This is a genomic window from Corynebacterium hiratae (assembly GCF_009708045.1).
GTDB lineage: Bacteria > Actinomycetota > Actinomycetes > Mycobacteriales > Mycobacteriaceae > Corynebacterium > Corynebacterium hiratae.
Map to the genome: position 1 here is coordinate 101,178 of NZ_VIOG01000005.1, position 17,575 is coordinate 118,752.

Genomic DNA, 17,575 nt, shown 5'->3' on the forward strand with positions numbered 1-17,575 from the left:
CTAACTATGACGAATTCTGAAACTCTTTCAAGCGCGTGGGCACAGGAATGGATGAAAAGCTGTGCCGAAGCCGCGCGTGAACACCGTGAGGAGCTCATCGAGCTCGACCGTGTCATCGGCGATAGCGACCATGGAGAAAACGTCGACCGTGGTTTCCGCGCCGTCGTCGACAAGGTTGCTGCGGATATCTCTTCGGATGACTCAACGGTCGCTGATGTACTCAAACTAACCGCGAAGACTCTCATGTCCACCGTCGGCGGAGCCTCCGGCCCATTGTTGGGCACCGCCTTCTTGCGTGCGGCGAAGGCCGCCGGCACCGGTGACATTGATGCTTCTACGACGGCTGCGCTTATTGAGGCCGCCCTCGAGGGAATCATGACCCGCGGCAAAGCAACGGAAGGGGAGAAGACCATGGTCGATGCCTGGGCACCAGCGGCGCGCGCTGCCCGCGACGCCGCCGATGCCGCACAGAGCCCCGCCGAGGTCCTGCGCGCGGCTGCCGACGCGGCCGCAGCCGGCGCGGACGCTACTATCCCGATGGTTGCGACTAAGGGACGCGCTTCCTACCTGGGCGAGCGCTCTGCCGGACACAAGGATCCGGGTGCTGCCTCTTCGGCACTTTTCCTCGCTGCGGCTGCTGACGCCGCCGACACTACTGGGAAGGGGGCGTAGAGCATGGCACAGCCGCGCGTTGGACTCGTTCTCGTTTCGCATTCTGCGAAGCTCGCAGAAGGATTGGCTGAGCTCGCCGCCCAGATGGCTGCCGATGTCACCATCCTTCCTGCGGGTGGCTTGGAAGACGGCAGTATCGGAACGTCCTATGACTTCATCGAAGGCGCTATCAGCCACGCCATAGGTCAAGGTCTCAGCGTTGTTGTGCTCACGGACTTGGGTTCGGCAACGATGACCGTCGAATCGGTTCTGGAGTTTCTGGACGAAGACCAAGCACTGTTCGTTGATGCCCCACTGGTCGAGGCCACTATCGCTGCGGCAACCGCCGCCCAGCAAGGCGATGATCTGGGGGCAGTTGCTGACGCCGCTAGACGAGCTATCGAGGCTTTCACTCCTCAGCAGCCTGCTGCTCTTGGGACTGTGCGCGAGCAAGACCAAGAGGAAGATCCACATCGATACTCGCTGACTGTGACCATTGCCGATGAAGCAGGACTACATGCCCGTCCCGCGTCCAAGATCGCTGAAATGGCGGCTGAAGCAGAGGGCGATATCGTCCTTACCTATAACGGTGAGGCGGTAGAAGCAGACTCCGCGATGATGCTGATGTCGCTCGGTGCTTGCCAGGGCGCATCGGTGACCATTAGCGGAGATGTCTCCGATAAGGAAGTCATCGACCGGATTGCCACGGCCATCGAGCTGGGGCTCGACGGTTAGAAGCGTGCGGGCACTGTCCCCCGTACGGAAGGACGCTCCCACTGCCTTCGAATAGGGTAAAAGGCAGCGTCCTAGTTGAGTTCTCTTGAAAGCGGGGAATCCATGAACCAGCCCGATTACGTACAGGCTTATCCGAATACTTCCCCTTACTCCTCTGCGGGGTCGTACACGTCTCCGATAGAACACCCTTCCACGCCGAATCCCCTCGCGCCGTGGGTACTGGGGCTGGCGGTGCTTCCGCCACTCGTCATCATCGTGCTGACGCTCTTGTGGGGTGCAGTGGGATTCTTGTCGTCGATGCTGACGATCTTTACCGGTTGGTGCGCGGTGGGGCTGGGGATCGTGGCGCTCATCCTCGGATCAGGGCGAAGCCCGGAGCATAGGCGAACCGGCATCACAGTGTCCGGGATGATCATCGGATTCTGTTGGAGTTGTATCGCACCGTTCGTTCCCATGGCCATGATGGTGGTCATGGGACTCAATCCCTAGAGCCGCTAGGAACCCCAGAGCCCTGGAACATACAGAAAGAAAAGTGGCGGCGAGGAAAAGATTTCCTCGCCGCCACTGTCGTGTCCGCGGGCTTAGTCGAGATAGTCTCGCAGCACCTGGGAGCGCGAAGGGTGGCGCAGCTTGGACATGGTCTTGGACTCGATCTGGCGAATACGTTCGCGGGTGACACCATAGACTTGGCCGATTTCGTCTAAAGTGCGCGGCATGCCATCGGTGAGGCCGAAGCGCAGACGAACCACGCCCGCCTCACGTTCAGACAGGGTCGTGAGCACGTCCTGCAGCTGGTCTTGCAGCAAGGTGAAGGAGACCGCGTCGACAGCAATGACGGCCTCGGAGTCCTCAATGAAGTCACCCAGCTGGGAGTCACCCTCATCACCGATGGTCTGGTCCAAGGAGATGGGTTCACGAGCGTACTGCTGGATTTCCAGCACCTTTTCCTCGGTGATGTCCATTTCCTTCGCCAGCTCCAGCGGCGTGGGCTCGCGGCCCAAATCCTGCAGCAGCTCTCGCTGGATGCGGCCCAGCTTGTTGATGACCTCGACCATGTGCACAGGAATGCGGATGGTGCGTGCTTGGTCTGCCATCGCGCGGGTAATAGCCTGACGGATCCACCAGGTGGCATACGTGGAGAACTTGTAGCCCTTGGTGTAGTCAAACTTCTCAACAGCGCGGATGAGACCCAAGTTGCCCTCCTGGATGAGATCCAAGAAGGCCATGCCGCGGCCGGTGTAGCGCTTGGCCAAGGACACCACGAGACGCAGGTTTGCCTCGAGAAGGTGGTTCTTCGCCTTGCGGCCATCACGAGCGATGGCACGCATGTCACGCTTTTCCATGGGGGAAAGCTTGGCGGCCTTGTCGCCTTCGGCACGGGCCTTTTCCATCTCATCCATGCGGTACTGAGCGTAGAGGCCAGCCTCGATTCGCTTGGCGAGGGAGACCTCTTGCTCGGCATTGAGCAGGGCGACCTTACCGATTTGCTTCAGGTAGGCGCGGACAGAGTCTGCCGACGCGGTCAGCTCCGCATCCTTGCGGGCTTGGCGCAGGGCTGCGGACTCATCCTCGTCCCAGACCGAGGAACCATCGTCCTCGTCCTCATCAGCGTCGTCGCCCTCGAGGTCATCATCGTCGTCGCCGAACTCGTCTTCATCATCCATCTCGGCGTTGTCCGGATCGAAATCGATATCGGCATCGTCAGTGGTGTCGGCGTCCAACTCGTCGGTCTGATCCTCGGCGAGATCCTCGGAAGACTCGGCAGCTTCAGGCGACGTTGCCTTTGTGGCTGCTGACTTACGCACAGTCTTCTTGGCCGCCTTTTTTGTGGCCTTTTGTGCAGACTTGCGGGTGGTCTTCTTTGTTGCCTTCTTGGCCGTCTTTTTAGCCGTTTTCTTGGCTGTCTTTTTGGCGGTCTTTTTCGCGGTTTTCTTGGCCGTTTTCTTAGCGGTCTTTTTTGCCGTCTTTTTGGCGGTCTTCTGTGCAGGTGCAGATGCCTCGGAGGTGCTCTCGCCCGCGCCGAGTACCTGGTCTGAAGAATCAGTGGCTGCCACGTACGCCCTTTCGACTTGCTCTCTGAGTGGAAACTATGGGGACGCGCAAGTTAGTCGCGACTAGTCCCCGATGCTAGCCCGCCTCCGAGATGAGCAGGGGAGGCGCGCCGCTGGATATTGGATAATCGACAGCCCAGTATAGATCATTTCTTGCACTAGGCGGTGACTGGGGTCAACTCGGAAATGCTGGCCCCGGTTGCCTTATGGGCGAATACCTTCTTGTGCTGCCATGGCTGCGCCTACTATACCGGCGCGATTACGAAGCTGAGCTGCAACGACCGGCGTTTCAATGCGGAGGTGCTCTCCCCACTTGTCAAACTTGCGGGAAATTCCTCCGCCGATGACGAAGGCTGAAGGGTTAAACAGGGCCTCATACTCGTGGAGTACTCGGTTGACGCGCTTCGCCCACTGCTTGGTTTTGAGCCCCTCGCGGTCCTTGACGGCTGAAGAAGCTTGGTGCTCCGCCTCCTTCTCGCCAACGATGAGGTGCCCAATCTCCGTATTGGGGAAAAGCTGGCCATCTAGCAGGAAAGCGGAACCAATACCAGTGCCCAAAGTGAGGAAAATGACGGGGCCGGAGCGCGCAATCTCGTCGCCATAAGCCACCTCGGCGAGGCCGGCCGCGTCGGCGTCGTTAAGCACGGTAAAAGGAACGTTGAGGTATGAGCTCAACAATTCCTGTGCATCCGTGCCGATCCAGGATTTATCAATGTTTGCCGCGCTGCGGATTACCTGGTCCTTTACCACCGCTGGCATGGTAATGCCGACGGGACCGTCCCAGTTCTTCTCTTCGATGATCTGGGCAATCACCTTGGCGACGGCGTCCGGCGTTGCGGGCTGGGGAGTAGCAATCTTGAGGCGGTCACCAACGAACTCTCCCGTTGCGAGGTCGACCTCGGCACCCTTGATGCCAGAGCCTCCAACATCGATGCCGAAGGCGTGGCCTTCGTGCTGCGGGCTCGGTTTCGTGTCCTGGTGCTGTGATTCATGGGCGGTCATACCGACAGTCTATGTGCACTCGCGCGATGATGTGGCACGATCTCAGCGATGAAAAGGGCAGCGTCGGTAATGCCCTGCGGTGTCCGGTGCGTGACGTGCTCCTTGGGCTGGAGGTAGGTGCACATTGTGACGAAATCTTCGCGGCTCGCTAAAGGGCTGGAATCAGCAGGTCACAGGGGTGAAGGAGACGTAATAGGGGGTAGGATAGTGCAGGGTTTGGTGCCCCCACGGCGGGGCGAGTGTGACACAGAGGCCAGTCTGGTTTAGGATGCCGTCGATAAATACACATACCTATCGATCTGACTCACAGGGGCAAGCATTATGGCCACGGATTATGACGCACCGCGTCGCCGCGCTGAAGACGACCTCGAGGCCGATTCCCTCGAGGGCCTGAAGGCGGCTGAAAACGATAACAATGGCATGGATGACGATGGAGAAATCGTCGAGGCCTTCGAACCGCCGTCAGTGGACCTGACCGGTGAAGAGCTCAACGTCACCGTCGTTCCGCGCAAAGAAAACGAGTTCACCTGCTCTGTATGTTTCTTGGTGCAGTCCAACAAGCGCCTTGACCATGAAGAGGACGGCGAGCCAGTCTGCATGGACTGCGCCTAACAGGCCAGTTTCACCGAGGCGTGGCTGAGGCCTTAATTCAAGCCTTAATTGCTGCGCCTTGTAGCTGCTGCGGCCTGCTCGGGGACAAAGGCTGCGAGGAGTTTTTCGGGGTTGGTGGATCCGATGAGCCAGTAGGGCGTTGGATCTTCGGGGTCATCGAGGACGAGCATGACGTGTTCGGGTACCCAGCCGTGTGTGACGAGGAAGGCAGCCGGATCGAGCTGTGGACCGAGCGCGTTGCGGCGTGCAGTGGCCGGCACCGCGGTACTGCGGGCGACAACATCGTTCGGCAGCTGCGCGTCCTTGACGGTGAGCCACCGTGTGCCGTCGGCATCCTGTTCCACCTGCACCACCGTGTTGGACCATGTCAGTAGGACCCACGCGGCGATGGCACTGAGCAGGATGGCGGGGACGATGACCCACATGATTCCACGGTTGAGGCTGACTGTGGCGGTGGAGATCGCTACAACAAAGGCCGCCATCAGCCACCAGTACCACGGCACCCATTGGCGCTCACGGTAGAGGATCACTGGGGAAGCGGCTGTTGCCGAGGGAGAAGCAGACGAAGAACTCGAAGTCATGACCTTCGAGTCTAGCCGTCGGGGAAGGGGAGAGCCCAACACGCAGAGTAGGCGCGGCTGCCAGGCCGACGCGGCTTCCGGCCCTGACGGTTGGGGATGGAGGGGACAAGGTAGGCTGGGCCGCGTGAATGAGCAACACCCTCTCGTAGATCCAGTTAGTCCCTTCGGCGACATTCAGGTCAAGCGCCTTGATAAGGAGCTTCCGATGCCGCATCGCGCTCACGGCGGCGATGCGGGCGCGGATCTCTACGCTGCTCACGACGTTATTTTGCGGCCCGGCGAGCGCGCTCTTGTCGGTACGGGCATTGCCCTTGCCCTGCCGATGGGCACGGTAGGCTTGGTCCACCCGCGCTCGGGCCTGGCGGCCAAGCACGGCATTTCCGTCGTGAATACCCCCGGCACCATTGACGCCGAGTATCGCGGTGAGATTAAAGTATGCCTCATTAATCACGACCCAGAGGAGACCTTTGAGGTCACGCGGGGAATGCGTATCGCGCAGTTGATTGTCCAACGCGTGGAGCTGGTGGGCTTCCAGGAAGTCGAGGAACTTGATGACACCGCTCGTGGCGACGGCGGGTATGGATCAACCGGCGTTAACTAAGTTCAACAAAGCAGACACGGAATGAGGAAGGCTTAAACTATGGCGATGTGGCCCTTTGGAAAAAAGAAGAAGAACCCTGCCGTCCACCAGGAAGAGGCGGCTACCGAGGCCGTGGCCGAGGACACCACCACAGTGAACCCGGCAGCGGAGAACGCAAACGATGGCGCCGCTGAGGCCGCTCCCGAGCCAACCGCTGGTCTTGTCCGTGAGGATGAAGATGATGCTCAGGCTTCTCTAGCCGTGAAGGCTGTGGCTCACGATGCCATCAACGGCGACATGGGTCCCTACGATGGCGATAATGTCGACATCGCTGAGTTTAACTTTGAGGACTTCTCCGTAGGCCTGTTGGATCTGGGCTCACTGCGCATCCCGCTGCCGAAGGGCTCACAGGTCCAGGTGGAGATGGGTCAGGAAGGCCCGCGCATGCTCCACATTCTCACCCCACACGGCCGTATGACCCCAGTGGCCTTTGCCGCGCCGCGCACGCCGGGGCAGTGGGCGGAGTCTGCGGAGGACATCATCAAAGGCTTGGAAGCCGATGGTTTCGCTGCCCACCCGGAGGATGGCCCGTGGGGTTCTGAGATCGTTGGCAGCAGCGAGAAAGGCGGCATACGCATTATCGGTGTGGAGGGGCCGCGGTGGATGTACCGCTTGACCCTGGCTGCACCTGCCGGCAAGGAAGAGGAATTGGCGCAGCTAGGGCGCGAAGTCGTTGCCCGCACCTTTGTCTACCGCGGTGAGGATCCCATCCTGGCAGGCAGCTCCCTGCCTGTCACGCTTCCGCAGCAGCTGGCTGAGCAAGTTCAGCAGGCGCTGAAGGAACGCCAGCAGCAGGCCGCGCAGGCAGACAGCGCGGATAGTGCAGCGGCAGCGGACACGGCCACGGATACAGAGAAGACCGCGGAGTCCCAGGCCCGCGAGCAGTTGCGCGACCTCGAAGACAACGAGAACAAGTAGCGCACTTCAGCCTGCCGGTCCAGACCCCTCCGGCACTACCGAAAAGGACCCCTTAAGCACGTGACCAGCCCTACTCCCGAAGAGCGCGAGCCTTACCGCACCCCGGCGTCTGCGCATGACCACGATAGCGCCGAGCGCGCTACTGAACCTGCCCCTGAGCCATCCTCGAATCCTGGCGCCGACATGGCGGCGGAACAAGCGACGGTGTCGCCAGAAGCTGATCCGGAGCCGTCGTTGCTCGACCAGATGGGTGGGCTGACCGGGCTGGTGTCTGCGACCCTGCCCGTGCTGGTTCTCATCCCGGTCAACAACGTCTGGGGGTTGGGGCCGGCGCTTGTTGCGGCACTGGGCGTGGCGCTGGCTATCAGCCTGTGGCGCCTGGCCCGCAAGGAAACCCTGCAACCAGCTTTTTCTGGTCTGCTGGGCGTGGCCATCTGCGCCGGAATCGCGTGGTTTACCGGGGATGCCAAAGGCTATTTCCTCTACGGAATTTGGATGTCGCTCGTGCTGTTCATCGTCGCGATCGTTTCCATTATTCTGCGCTGGCCGCTTGTCGGCGTGGTATGGAAAGGCCTCAACGGTGAGGACATGGGGTGGCGCACAGTGCCACGGGCGCGACGCTCCTATGCCTATGCCACCGCCGGATGGGCGACGGTGTTCATCGCCCGTTTTGCGGTGCAACGCGCGCTCTACGATGCCGACGCCACCACAACGCTTGGTATCGTCCGCATTCTCATGGGCTGGCCGTTAACGGGTATTGTCACCCTCCTCACTATCTGGATGGTGCGCCGCGCGAATGCCGCCGTGGAGGAAGCACAGGGCGGCGACACTACGTCGCAGGGCGGCGACAACTCTAAGGAGAAGATCCATGACCGCGACTGATCACAACTCTGCGAAAGATCAGAGCGCCGCTGCTGGAAGCCTGAGCAAAGGGCAGTCATTCGACACCACCATCGAACATATGGGGCACGGCGGTGTCGGAATCGGGGCGGCCCCCGACGGACGCGTGTGCTTCGTCTCGGGTGCCTTCCCCGGCGACCATGTCACGGTGACTGCGACCAAGGTGAAGAAGTCCTTTGTGGAAGCCGCGCTGAGTTCCGTCGTACAACCTGGGCCCTACCGTGTCGAATCTGCGTGCCCGGCCGCGCAGCGTGGCGCCGGCTGTTGTGACTTCGCTGAGCTCGATCCCGCGGCGGAGCCAGACATCAAGGTCGCAGTCTTGCTCGATCAGCTGCGCCGCGTGGCTCACATCGAGGATGCTCCCGACGTCGAGACCATCGATGTGGCACCGCATCGCGGGTGGCGTACGCGGGTGCGGTTGGGCGTCGACAAGCAGGGCCGTGCTGGTCTGCGCAAGCGTGGCTCCACGGAGCTCGTCACCGACGTTGCGTGCAGCCAGCTGATTCCGGGGCTCGTCGACGGCCTAGTGGGGCCTGATGCCCGTACGTTTAATCCAGGTGCAGAGGTAATCGCGGTCATGGATAGCGACGGCAATAGGCACGTCGTGGAAACCCGGAAGGCGCCGCGGGGGCGGCGAATCGAGACCATTCGAGAGGTCATCGAGGCGCCAACTGAGAATGTGGTGCAGCGTGCCGACGGCCACGAGTTCCGCTTCCCGCCCACCGCTTTTTGGCAGGCGCACGTCGGAGCACCGGACGTTTACACCAGCCTTGCACGCGAGTGGCTCGGCGCAGAAGGCCACGGGAACGGCGGTGAACCTGAGGCAGCGGACGAGTCCGCTGTACATGCAGTGGCCTGGGATCTGTATGGCGGCGTTGGCCTGTTCGTTCCCGCGCTCGCAGAGGCCACCGCACCCCAGGGCGGGCACACAACCGTGTATTCCGTCGATTATTCGCCCGCAGCAGCGGCGCCGCAGCCGGGGCTCGCAGGCATTGACGTGCACTTCCGCACCGTCAAGGTGGAGCAGGTGGCCAGCCAGCTTCCGCAGCCGGCGTCGGTGATTTTGGATCCGCCGCGTACCGGTGCTGGCAACGACGTGGTGGCCGCTGTCGCCGCGGCAAAGCCGCAACGCATCCTGCATATCGGTTGCGATCCCGCTACGTTCGCCCGGGACTTGGCTGCTTGGTCGGAGCATGGTTACCGCGCGAAGCACCTCGCCATGGTGAATGCTTTCCCCGGGACGCATCACTTTGAAACCCTGGCTCTCCTGGTTCCACTGGCCTAGGGCGCACAGGGGGCGCCGCGGGAGTGGTCGGGCAATGATTGACGCGTCACGCGTGTCAACGGGTACGGTGGTAAAGAAGAAAACGATCGATGAAGGGGTTTAAGGCAAGCTCTATGGGCATTCTGGATTCCATTCAATCACCAGGCGATCTTAAAGCCCTGAGCAAGACGCAACTGGTTGAGCTCGCGGCGGATATCCGTCAGCGCCTTATTGAGAAGGTGTCCGCTACAGGCGGCCACCTAGGCCCTAACCTGGGCGTCGTGGAGCTCACGGTGGCGATCCATCGCGTCTTCGATTCCCCGCGGGATCCCATCGTCTTCGACACGTCACACCAGTCCTACGTGCACAAAATGCTCACGGGCCGCGCCTCCCAATTCGATACGCTGCGTCAGAAAGGCGGTTTGTCCGGCTACACGGACCGCGCAGAGTCAGAACACGATTGGACCGAATCCTCGCACGCCTCGGCAGCGCTATCCACGGTGGACGGGCTCTCCAAGGCTTTCAAGATTCGGGGTGAATCCCACCGCAATGCCGTGGCGGTCGTGGGCGATGGCGCCCTTACCGGCGGCATGTGCTGGGAAGCCCTCAACAACATTTCTGCCGACAAGGACCGCAACGTTGTCATCATCGTTAATGACAATGGGCGTTCCTATTCGCCGACCATCGGCGGCCTCTCAGAGAATCTGGGGCGCATTCGTGCGCAGCACGGCTACGACGAGTTCATGGCGCTGGGCAAGAAGCGCCTCAAGTCCATGGGCTGGGTAGGCGAGCGCACCTTTGATGCATTGCACGCGGTCAAGGAGGGTGTGAAGTCGACCGTCATGCCCACGGAGATGTTCCCGGAGCTGGGTATCAAGTACATTGGCCCGATTAACGGCCACGACATTGAGGCAGTTGTGCGGGCGCTGAGCTACGCCCGCGACTATGACGGTCCCATCATCGTGCACACGGTCACCGAGAAGGGGCATGGCTTTGCTCCTGCGGTCAACGAGCCGAAGGACCAGATGCACTCCACCGGCGCCATCGACCCGGTCACCGGTGTATCCAAGGGACAGAAGCAACCGGGGTGGACTGCGGCGTTCTCGGAAGAATTGATCAAGGCCGGCCACGCCCGCGAGGACATCGTCGCCATTACTGCCGCCATGGCTGGGCCGACGGGGCTAACTCCCTTCCAAGAGGAGTTCCCGGAGCGCTTCTTTGATGTCGGCATCGCTGAGCAGCATGCCATGGCTTCTGCATCCGGTCTGGCGCTGGCCGGGATGCACCCGGTGGTGGCGGTGTACTCTACGTTCCTCAACCGTGCGGTGGACCAAGTCATCATGGACATTGCGCTGCTCAAGCTGCCAGTGACCATTGTCCTCGACCGCGCCGGTGTCACGGGCTCTGATGGTGCTTCACACAACGGTGTGTGGGATATGGCGCTCATGAGCATCGTTCCCGGCATGCGCATCGCCGCCCCGCGCGATGGTGCCCGCCTGCGGGAACTCTTTAACGAAGCCATCGCAATCGAGGATGGCCCGACCGTGGTGCGCTTCCCCAAGGGCAACCTCCTTGATGACCGCGACGAACTCAAGCGGCTCGATGACGGGGTAGACATCCTGAGCTATTCCGATGCCGCTGCTTCTGCGGAGGAAGCTACTGATGTGCTTATCGTCGCCGTCGGTGCCATGAGCGCGCGTTCCCTGGGTGCAGCTGAGCTGCTCGAAGCCCAAGGCTTCAACGTGACCGTCGTGGACCCGCGCTGGCCGGTACCGGTACCGCAATCCATCATCGCGTTGGCGGCCGATCACGATCTCGTGGTGACGGTGGAGGATGGCATCCTGCGGGGCGGTGTGGGGTCCATGGTGGCCGAGGCCCTCGACGCCGCCGATGTGGACACTCCAGTACACAGGCTCGGCGTACCCGGCTGCTTCCCCAAGCATGCCAGCCGTGGAGAAATCCTCGAGGACTTTGGCTTGACCCCGGAAGGCATTGCGAACTCAGTGCGTGAGTGGGTAGCTGCACGCGATGCTGAGGAGTCTGCTAAGAGCGCGGGCGAGTAGGGCGCATCCGGGCTAACCCGCGCTGCAGGAGCGGCGTGGCCAGTTCGACTTGCCAGTCGCGCGCGCCCTGGGAGCGCAGGAAATCGGGGATATCGGCATCTTCCGCGATCTCCCCCGCGACGCCGCCTTCTGGCCCGAACGCTGCCCACACCGCTGTACGTATCAGACTGGGTTTGAGGATCAATTCGTAGCTCATGCGCAGTTCGTCACCGAGGTCCTCGAAGTCATGGCGGATCTCGCAGTAGAGCTGCCACAGCTCGGGAAAATCCCGGTTAAATACTGATTTGGAGGGCACCGGGCGGGGGCTGCGCAGCGGCTTTGGCCACTCCTGGCGCGGGCTATCCAGCGCAGTCGTGACGGCATCGAGCCAGCGCAACGTAGCCCCACCGCGGCGGCGGGGGAAACCTTTAATCTGATTGATGTCGTGCGGGGTGCGAGGCACGCGGCGCGCTATGTCCACGAGCACGCGGTGCGGCAGCACCCGGTTGGGGGCGATGTCCTGGGAACGTGCGATGGATTCGCGGCGTTGCCACAACTCGCGAGCCACGGCGAGCTGTTCGCGTGTGCGTAGCGAAGACACACCTTTCAGCTCCCGCCACGTTCGAGGCTCAGGGCCGGTAATCCCGGCATGCTCGTCGACGATCCGGTCGAATTCTTCAAAGGCCCAGTCGAGTTTGTCTTCTTCCGCAAGGATGTCTCGCAACGTCACAGCAAGTTCGTTGAGCAGCTCCACGTCGAGCGCCGCGTAGTTGCGCCATGTCCGGGGAATGGGGGTTTGGGACCAATCGGAATCGCCGTAACCCTTTTCCAGTTCGACGTCGAACAGCTCCAGCACCATCGCCCCCAGGTTGGGATGCGCAAAACCAGCGAAGCGGGCGGCAAGCTCGGTATCGAACAGTGTTCCGGGGTGTAGCCCTAGCCAGGCCAGACAGGGGAGATCGGAAGGAGCGGCGTGGACTACCCAGTCCTGGCCGTTGAGCACCGGCGCTAGCGCGGAACTCAGTTCATGCCGACGATTCTCCGGGGCAAACAAAAGCGTGCCTGCGCCTTCCCGGCGAATTTGCACTAGAAAGGCGCGGTCATCGAAGCGGTAGGCCGACGCGCGTTCGGTATCAATTGCGAAGGGTCCAGTCCCCGCGGCCAGGCGCGCAGCACCCGCCTGGAACTCACGGGGAGAAAGCAGGACTTTTGGCGTGCCGTCGACGGGGACCTGGCGCAGTTCGCTCATGTTAGCGCCCGAGCTCGGTGACGCCCTCGGGCGGCAGGCCTGCGACGAGAGAAAGCACTTGTGCAAAAGCCTCGACGTGTGGGGCAAGATCCAGGTCGGCTGCAGTCCAGGACGCGCGCATTTCCAACTGATAGGCGCGCGGAGGGCCTCCGATCTCGCCGAAGCGCACCGAAGCAGTCGAGGTGACAGTACCTCCGAGGTTGGTGTGTGTTGCCTCGCGCACGTCGAGGGATTCGGTGAGCCACTCCCAGGCGACGTCGGGAAGCAGCGGGTCCCCGGCTACGGCATCCTCCAAGTCTGCCTGGATGTAGGCCACCAGGCGCATCGCACCTTCCCAGGCTTCCTCAGCGCCTGGGTCGTGCAACAGGATAAGGCGGCCGAAGGCATCACCCTCAGAGTCGGTGGGGATAGCCTCCTCCTGCTCGTGACGCTCAACCTCCAGGCCAATGGCATGGCTGAACGGGGCCAGTCGCTGCGGGGGTCGGATGGTGCCCAAGGTGATTTCTGGGCGCAGCTGCGCAGCGTGGAGGGACTCGACGGCCTCCGTGAAGGCAGCCGGAGTGCTCGGTTCTGCGGGGCGCGATTCGGCGGGAGAGGCGGCGGCGCGATCGTGCAGGTTGGTCGGTGCCCCTGCAAGGTTGCGCGAAGAAACGTCGGAATTGCTCACGGGGATCAAGGTATAAGCTCCGCCCGTGTGGCGGTGGAAGGCGCGCCGAAAGGCTAGTGGCGCGCGAGGGCGTCTCCAACTTATGATGGATAAGAAACTTTGTCGGTTGAAAAAAGGAGAGAGGCATGTCGAAGGTCAACTTCGCCGAGCTCAACAAGGTCCAGCGCTACTCGCAGCACGCGGTGTTCCAGGTCATCCCGGGGGCGCTGGGCACTGAGCGCGAGGAGATCGTCGCGCAGGCGCAGAAGTTCTTCTCTGAGCTCGAGGAAGCAGGCGTGGTTACCGTGCGCGGTATCTACGATCTGTCCGGAATGCGGGAGAGCGCTGACTTCATGATCTGGTGGCACGCTGAGGAATTCGCCGACATCCAGAAGGCCTTCGCGGACTTCCGCCGCGAGACCGTCCTGGGCCAGGTCTCCGAGGTGACGTGGGTAGGAAATGCCTTGCACCGCCCAGCGGAGTTCAACAAGTCCCACCTGCCGTCCTTCATTATGGGCGAAGAGCCCGGCGAGTGGATTTCCGTTTACCCCTTCGTGCGCTCTTACGACTGGTACACCATGGACGAGGAAAAGCGCCGCCGCATCCTCATGGAGCACGGCATGCAGGCGCGTGATTATCCGGACGTGCGCGCGAACACCGTGCCGGCCTTCGCGCTGGGTGACTACGAGTGGATCCTGGCCTTTGAGGCCCCGGAGCTGCACCGCATCGTGGATCTGATGTACCTCATGCGCTACACCGAGGCGCGCCACCACGTGCGCGAGGAGATTCCCTTCCACACCGGTCGCCGCGTGAAGGATGTGGCTGAGCTCATCGCGATTTTGCCTTAAAGGGTCGTTATAGCGCCGGAAGCCGGTTGAGGGTTTAGTCCTCGACCGGCTTTTCTTCTAGGTTGAGGCAGATGGAATTGATGCAGTAGCGCAGGTCCGTCGGCGTATCGTATCCCTCGCCTTCGAAGACGTGGCCTAGGTGGGACTCGCAGTTGGCGCACAGCACTTCAATGCGGCGCATGCCCAGTGAATTGTCCTCGCGCTCAATGACGGCGTTGCCAGCCAAAGGGGAGAAGAAGGACGGCCATCCGCAGTGCGATTCAAACTTTTCCGTGGAGCGGAAGAGCTCGGCGCCGCAGGCTCGGCAGGTGTACACGCCTTCGGTGGTGGTGTTGGTGTATTCGCCGACGTGCGGTGCCTCGGTGCCGGCCTCGCGCAGGACGTGGTACTCCTCAGGGCTTAGGCGCTGGCGCCATTCGGTATCGGCAATGAGCTTGAAATCAGTCATGCGGGAATCTTATCGCTCGACTGAGCTTGCCGGCTAGCCCCTCGTTCCGCGCTCCACCAGCCGGCCACGGAGGCAGCGGTCACGACGATGAGCAGGCCCCACCCGATGGTGGCGATGAACACGCTCATCCAGTGTGCGGCGGTGGGCATGCTTGTCGACGTCCACTCGAGCGGCGCCAAGAATAAAAATGCCGCGAGCCATGCTCCCCACGAATGGAACACTGAGCGGCCCAGCACCACCGTAAACAGCATGGGGATAAGCCACATGGAGTAGTACTGCTGTCCCAAGGAGGAAAGGAAGAAGATCCCGACCATGATGGCGCCACTGGTGCTCAGCGCCCAGAAGGTCGGCGCGCTGTCGCGCCAGTGCAGCAGACCGAGGATCGCCACTGCGGCTAGCGCCGCGAAAAGGATCCAGATGGGGTAGTAGATGACGCCGGGGAGATCGAAGTAAGCGCGCACACCCGGCCATGAGGCGTTGGCATAGTCGCGCGTGGTGGACAGGTAAGGAAGAAGGTTGGCGCGGAAGCCCTCCACGCCGGGGACGAACGGCCAAGCTGCAAGGTTGGCTACCAGCGGTACAGCCACACCCAAGCCTAAGATGAGCCAGCGCTTGCGCACCAAGGCGAGGAAGAGCAGCGGGGCAAATTGTGGCTTGACCAGAATTGCCAGACCGATGCACAGCCCGGCGGCCCATCCGTGCTTGTCCAACAAGACCAGAAACGCCACCATCGCGAGCAGCAACAAGCCATTGATGTTGGTAAAGACCAACGTGTTGATGACTGATTCGGTAGCGAAGGCAGCGGCGATGCTCACCGGTAACAGCGGGCCCCGCAGGCTGTGACCTACGAAGCGGGTCAGCAGGGCCAAGGCAGCGACGATGGCAGCGGCGTTGGCCAGAATGAAGGCGATGCGCGCGTGTTCCTCAGACACGAGCCCTAAGGGAGATAGCAGGACGGTGGCCCCTGGGTTATACAGGTAGAGCGGTTCCACGAAGGAATAGTTCTGTTCATAAACCGGGTTGCCTTCCCACAACCTCCGGATCGCGTGGTAGACGGTGCCGAAGTCATCAGTCACCGAGCCGTTAACAGCGAGCACGAACACGCGATGAAGGACTAAGACGATGGCGGCGGGCCACGCGGCGGCCGTCCACAGTCGCGCGGAAGCTGGGAATGAGGGAGCCGGAGAAGTCACGGCAGCAAAGTTTACGGGGTTTGTGCGCGCCGGTAGCGCAGAAACACCGTGCTGTCGACGGTGTCGATGTTCTCCAGCTCGAGCTTGAGTGCGGGGGAGGTGGCCTCGCCGTCGACGACGGGCTTTTCGACGGAAGGGGAAAGGTGCGGATCGAGCGTCAGATAAAGCTGGTCGACGAGGCTCTCTGCGATAAAGGCGGAATAAACGGATGGGCCACCTTCGCAACTGATGCGGCGCGCGCCTAGAGCGTGAAGAGCTGAAACAGCCTCGCTCATGGTTCCGGTACCTGTGCTGATGACTTCGGCGCCGGCGTCGGCCAAGCGCTGTGCCTCGGGCGAAGACGCGCGCTCTGCCGGGGTAAGCACGATGGGGCCTGCTGCAATGAAATCCTCGAAACCGGCAAAATCGAGGGAGTGGCTAAGCACGGCGAGGCGCGTGCTTGTCGACGGCCCATATTCCTCCGCCTTCACCGTGGCTGAGCCGACGACGGCAATATCGGCCCACTCGCGTAAAGCCGCCAAGAGCTCGGCGTCAGTGTCGTTACCCATGGGACCGGAAGTGCCATCGATGGTGGCGGAGCCGTGGAGCGTACTCACCGCAATCAAGCGGATTCCTTCTCGGTCTGGCCCCAGTAGGCGTTCTATCAGCGCAGTGTCACTCATGGCGCCCCACGGTACCGCAAAGGGTGGCTACTGCCTGGGGAAGTGGATCTCATGCCATTAGGCGCGCTGGAGCCGCCAAGCGCTGAAGCGCAGCGCGCAGGCTCCCCAATGGAGCAATAAGAGCACCAAGAGAACGAAGGACAACCGGTGCCAGCCTTCATCCCATGAACCTAGGCACAGTGTTCCGACCGGGAAGGTCGAGCCCCACCAGCCGGGGCTGTAGGGAGTCCACTCGAAGACCGCTCGGTAGAAGCAGTACATTGCGAATGCGACGCAGGGTGCTCCAATCGTGAACATGATGATGCCGTAGAGGTGGGCGTCAAAAAGCAGTGTCGAGGCTGCCGTTGACTGTCCAACCACGCCGAGCGGGATCCACGCTGTACCTGCAGCTGCCCCGCGCGGCCTTTCTCGGCGTTGTACAAGGGACCAGTAACAGTAGACGAATAGTGGAATTGCGGTGATGAACGTGAGGAAGAAGCATAACTCGCCGGCAAAGTGGTAGAACTGCCCGTGGTTCATAGCCAACTGACCTGCGGAGGTCGCCGCCACCATGGGGGAAACCAGCGCTAGGCCCCATGGAAAAGCGGGCTTGTCGTAGAGGCGCGGCTGTTTGAACAACCCCCATAGCTGCCACAAACAGACCACCACCGATAGCGGTGCACCAATCCACCAACTCGCCAACTGGAAGGCATTGCTTCCAGTCAACGCGGTCCATGCCGAGCCGCACGCCAGCAGCCCCATCGTGTACATGCCCCAAGCCGCCATGTTCTGGTGCCGGGGAGGCTCATTCTTCGTCCCCGCGGTAAAAATCACCAGCAGCACCGCTGCGATAAAAGCGAAGACGAACTGCGCTACGCCTAAACCATGCAACCCCGACAAAGTCGATGCAATCGAGGTACCCATCAAGGCACCGGCCCAGGCCGGGCCACACTTTGGCAACCGCACAAAATCACCCTATTCCTGCACTTGTTGCTATTGAACCCTTATGGAGCAATCGGATAAGTGTGCGAGGGGGACAGGTTCAATGTCATGCAGGCTTGTGTAACCGTGCCGTGTCCCCAACGCGTTGAGGTTTTCGTCTAGCCCTTGTGGCCAAGATGAGGCACAATGAGAAAACGCCCCCGCGAGAAACC

19 protein-coding genes are annotated in these 17,575 nt (G+C 61.6%); 9 read left to right on the forward strand and 10 right to left on the reverse strand.

Annotated elements, in window-relative coordinates; translation table 11 throughout:
* Positions 1 to 6: 6 nt before the first annotated feature.
* Together dhaL and dhaM are read left to right on the forward strand one after the other, a co-directional pair.
* Entirely contained in the window at positions 7 to 672 is a 666-nt protein-coding gene (dhaL, locus tag FME68_RS05720) for a dihydroxyacetone kinase subunit DhaL (protein WP_158396570.1), read from the forward strand.
* A 3-nt stretch (positions 673 to 675) separates the two neighbouring features.
* Positions 676 to 1,386, forward strand: coding sequence for a dihydroxyacetone kinase phosphoryl donor subunit DhaM (gene dhaM / locus FME68_RS05725; protein ID WP_158396572.1), 711 nt, complete (start codon positions 676 to 678; stop codon positions 1,384 to 1,386).
* 146 nt (positions 1,387 to 1,532) lie between these two features.
* Here dhaM and FME68_RS05730 read toward each other — a convergent pair whose 3' ends face one another.
* The 3 genes from FME68_RS05730 to ppgK all read right to left on the reverse strand — a co-directional run bounded on the left by FME68_RS05730 (position 1,533) and on the right by ppgK (position 4,439).
* Positions 1,533 to 1,859: a hypothetical protein gene (locus tag FME68_RS05730; protein ID WP_070821292.1), complete on the reverse strand. Its 327-nt coding sequence runs from the start codon at positions 1,857 to 1,859 to the stop codon at positions 1,533 to 1,535.
* 108 nt (positions 1,860 to 1,967) lie between these two features.
* Positions 1,968 to 3,440 (reverse strand): RNA polymerase sigma factor, encoded by a 1,473-nt coding sequence (locus tag FME68_RS05735; RefSeq protein ID WP_049157501.1) that lies wholly within the window; start codon positions 3,438 to 3,440, stop codon positions 1,968 to 1,970.
* Between the two features lie 201 nt (positions 3,441 to 3,641).
* The gene (ppgK, locus tag FME68_RS05740) at positions 3,642 to 4,439 is read right to left on the reverse strand and encodes a polyphosphate--glucose phosphotransferase (RefSeq protein WP_070679690.1); all 798 of its coding nucleotides are present in this window, start codon (positions 4,437 to 4,439) and stop codon (positions 3,642 to 3,644) included.
* A gap of 321 nt (positions 4,440 to 4,760) precedes the next feature.
* Here ppgK and FME68_RS05745 point away from each other — a divergent pair, with 321 nt between their 5' ends.
* Positions 4,761 to 5,051 (forward strand): DUF4193 domain-containing protein, encoded by a 291-nt coding sequence (locus FME68_RS05745; protein ID WP_046648179.1) that lies wholly within the window; start codon positions 4,761 to 4,763, stop codon positions 5,049 to 5,051.
* A 44-nt stretch (positions 5,052 to 5,095) separates the two neighbouring features.
* On the opposite strand, the gene FME68_RS05750 is transcribed toward FME68_RS05745, so the two are convergent.
* On the reverse strand, positions 5,096 to 5,632 hold the full coding sequence (locus tag FME68_RS05750) for a DUF3093 domain-containing protein (protein ID WP_158396574.1): 537 nt from the start codon (positions 5,630 to 5,632) through the stop codon (positions 5,096 to 5,098).
* Between the two features lie 124 nt (positions 5,633 to 5,756).
* Between FME68_RS05750 and dut the strand changes: the two genes are divergently transcribed.
* The 5 genes from dut (at position 5,757) to dxs (ending at position 11,417) form a co-directional block, all read left to right on the forward strand.
* Complete coding sequence (gene dut, locus FME68_RS05755; protein WP_175973081.1) at positions 5,757 to 6,233, forward strand: dUTP diphosphatase; 477 nt, start codon at positions 5,757 to 5,759, stop codon at positions 6,231 to 6,233.
* Between the two features lie 39 nt (positions 6,234 to 6,272).
* Positions 6,273 to 7,190: a DUF3710 domain-containing protein gene (locus tag FME68_RS05760; protein ID WP_158381278.1), complete on the forward strand. Its 918-nt coding sequence runs from the start codon at positions 6,273 to 6,275 to the stop codon at positions 7,188 to 7,190.
* A 183-nt stretch (positions 7,191 to 7,373) separates the two neighbouring features.
* Positions 7,374 to 8,072 (forward strand): DUF3159 domain-containing protein, encoded by a 699-nt coding sequence (locus FME68_RS05765; protein WP_118783626.1) that lies wholly within the window; start codon positions 7,374 to 7,376, stop codon positions 8,070 to 8,072.
* Positions 8,059 to 9,375 carry a class I SAM-dependent RNA methyltransferase gene (locus FME68_RS05770; RefSeq protein WP_158396576.1) on the forward strand — a complete coding sequence of 439 codons (1,317 nt, stop codon included), beginning with the start codon at positions 8,059 to 8,061 and terminating at the stop codon, positions 9,373 to 9,375. The genes FME68_RS05765 and FME68_RS05770 overlap by 14 nt, the downstream gene beginning before the upstream one ends.
* Positions 9,376 to 9,488: 113 nt before the next feature.
* Positions 9,489 to 11,417 carry a 1-deoxy-D-xylulose-5-phosphate synthase gene (gene dxs / locus FME68_RS05775; RefSeq protein ID WP_158396670.1) on the forward strand — a complete coding sequence of 643 codons (1,929 nt, stop codon included), beginning with the start codon at positions 9,489 to 9,491 and terminating at the stop codon, positions 11,415 to 11,417.
* Here the strand turns inward: dxs and FME68_RS05780 are convergent.
* Together FME68_RS05780 and FME68_RS05785 are read right to left on the reverse strand one after the other, a co-directional pair.
* On the reverse strand, positions 11,398 to 12,645 hold the full coding sequence (locus tag FME68_RS05780) for an HRDC domain-containing protein (RefSeq protein ID WP_070821298.1): 1,248 nt from the start codon (positions 12,643 to 12,645) through the stop codon (positions 11,398 to 11,400). The two genes, dxs and FME68_RS05780, sit on opposite strands and share 20 nt — an antisense overlap.
* A gap of 1 nt (position 12,646) precedes the next feature.
* Positions 12,647 to 13,312: a DUF3000 domain-containing protein gene (locus FME68_RS05785; RefSeq protein ID WP_175973075.1), complete on the reverse strand. Its 666-nt coding sequence runs from the start codon at positions 13,310 to 13,312 to the stop codon at positions 12,647 to 12,649.
* A gap of 125 nt (positions 13,313 to 13,437) precedes the next feature.
* Between FME68_RS05785 and hemQ the strand changes: the two genes are divergently transcribed.
* Complete coding sequence (gene hemQ / locus FME68_RS05790; RefSeq protein ID WP_046648171.1) at positions 13,438 to 14,139, forward strand: hydrogen peroxide-dependent heme synthase; 702 nt, start codon at positions 13,438 to 13,440, stop codon at positions 14,137 to 14,139.
* 34 nt (positions 14,140 to 14,173) lie between these two features.
* Here the strand turns inward: hemQ and msrB are convergent, their stop codons facing one another.
* From msrB to FME68_RS05810, 4 genes are read right to left on the reverse strand one after another with little or no spacing between them, the layout of a single operon-like run.
* Complete coding sequence (msrB, locus tag FME68_RS05795; protein ID WP_158396578.1) at positions 14,174 to 14,587, reverse strand: peptide-methionine (R)-S-oxide reductase MsrB; 414 nt, start codon at positions 14,585 to 14,587, stop codon at positions 14,174 to 14,176.
* Positions 14,584 to 15,780 carry a glycosyltransferase family 87 protein gene (locus tag FME68_RS05800; RefSeq protein WP_328287735.1) on the reverse strand — a complete coding sequence of 399 codons (1,197 nt, stop codon included), beginning with the start codon at positions 15,778 to 15,780 and terminating at the stop codon, positions 14,584 to 14,586. Before FME68_RS05800 ends, msrB begins: the two co-directional genes overlap by 4 nt.
* A gap of 11 nt (positions 15,781 to 15,791) precedes the next feature.
* Positions 15,792 to 16,442: a dihydrofolate reductase family protein gene (locus tag FME68_RS05805; RefSeq protein WP_158396580.1), complete on the reverse strand. Its 651-nt coding sequence runs from the start codon at positions 16,440 to 16,442 to the stop codon at positions 15,792 to 15,794.
* A gap of 57 nt (positions 16,443 to 16,499) precedes the next feature.
* Positions 16,500 to 17,387: a TDT family transporter gene (locus FME68_RS05810; RefSeq protein ID WP_328287736.1), complete on the reverse strand. Its 888-nt coding sequence runs from the start codon at positions 17,385 to 17,387 to the stop codon at positions 16,500 to 16,502.
* Between the last annotated feature and the right edge of the window lie 188 nt (positions 17,388 to 17,575).

Coding starts and splice junctions, on each gene's coding strand:
- dhaL (WP_158396570.1), top strand. CDS start 7: ATGACGAATTCTGAAACTCTTTCAAGCGCGTGGGCACAGGAATGGATG.
- dhaM (WP_158396572.1), top strand. CDS start 676: ATGGCACAGCCGCGCGTTGGACTCGTTCTCGTTTCGCATTCTGCGAAG.
- FME68_RS05730 (WP_070821292.1), bottom strand. CDS start 1,859: ATGACCACCATCATGGCCATGGGAACGAACGGTGCGATACAACTCCAA.
- ppgK (WP_070679690.1), bottom strand. CDS start 4,439: ATGACCGCCCATGAATCACAGCACCAGGACACGAAACCGAGCCCGCAG.
- FME68_RS05745 (WP_046648179.1), top strand. CDS start 4,761: ATGGCCACGGATTATGACGCACCGCGTCGCCGCGCTGAAGACGACCTC.
- FME68_RS05750 (WP_158396574.1), bottom strand. CDS start 5,632: ATGACTTCGAGTTCTTCGTCTGCTTCTCCCTCGGCAACAGCCGCTTCC.
- FME68_RS05760 (WP_158381278.1), top strand. CDS start 6,273: ATGGCGATGTGGCCCTTTGGAAAAAAGAAGAAGAACCCTGCCGTCCAC.
- FME68_RS05765 (WP_118783626.1), top strand. CDS start 7,374: ATGGCGGCGGAACAAGCGACGGTGTCGCCAGAAGCTGATCCGGAGCCG.
- FME68_RS05770 (WP_158396576.1), top strand. CDS start 8,059: ATGACCGCGACTGATCACAACTCTGCGAAAGATCAGAGCGCCGCTGCT.
- dxs (WP_158396670.1), top strand. CDS start 9,489: ATGGGCATTCTGGATTCCATTCAATCACCAGGCGATCTTAAAGCCCTG.
- FME68_RS05780 (WP_070821298.1), bottom strand. CDS start 12,645: ATGAGCGAACTGCGCCAGGTCCCCGTCGACGGCACGCCAAAAGTCCTG.
- hemQ (WP_046648171.1), top strand. CDS start 13,438: ATGTCGAAGGTCAACTTCGCCGAGCTCAACAAGGTCCAGCGCTACTCG.
- msrB (WP_158396578.1), bottom strand. CDS start 14,587: ATGACTGATTTCAAGCTCATTGCCGATACCGAATGGCGCCAGCGCCTA.
- FME68_RS05805 (WP_158396580.1), bottom strand. CDS start 16,442: ATGAGTGACACTGCGCTGATAGAACGCCTACTGGGGCCAGACCGAGAA.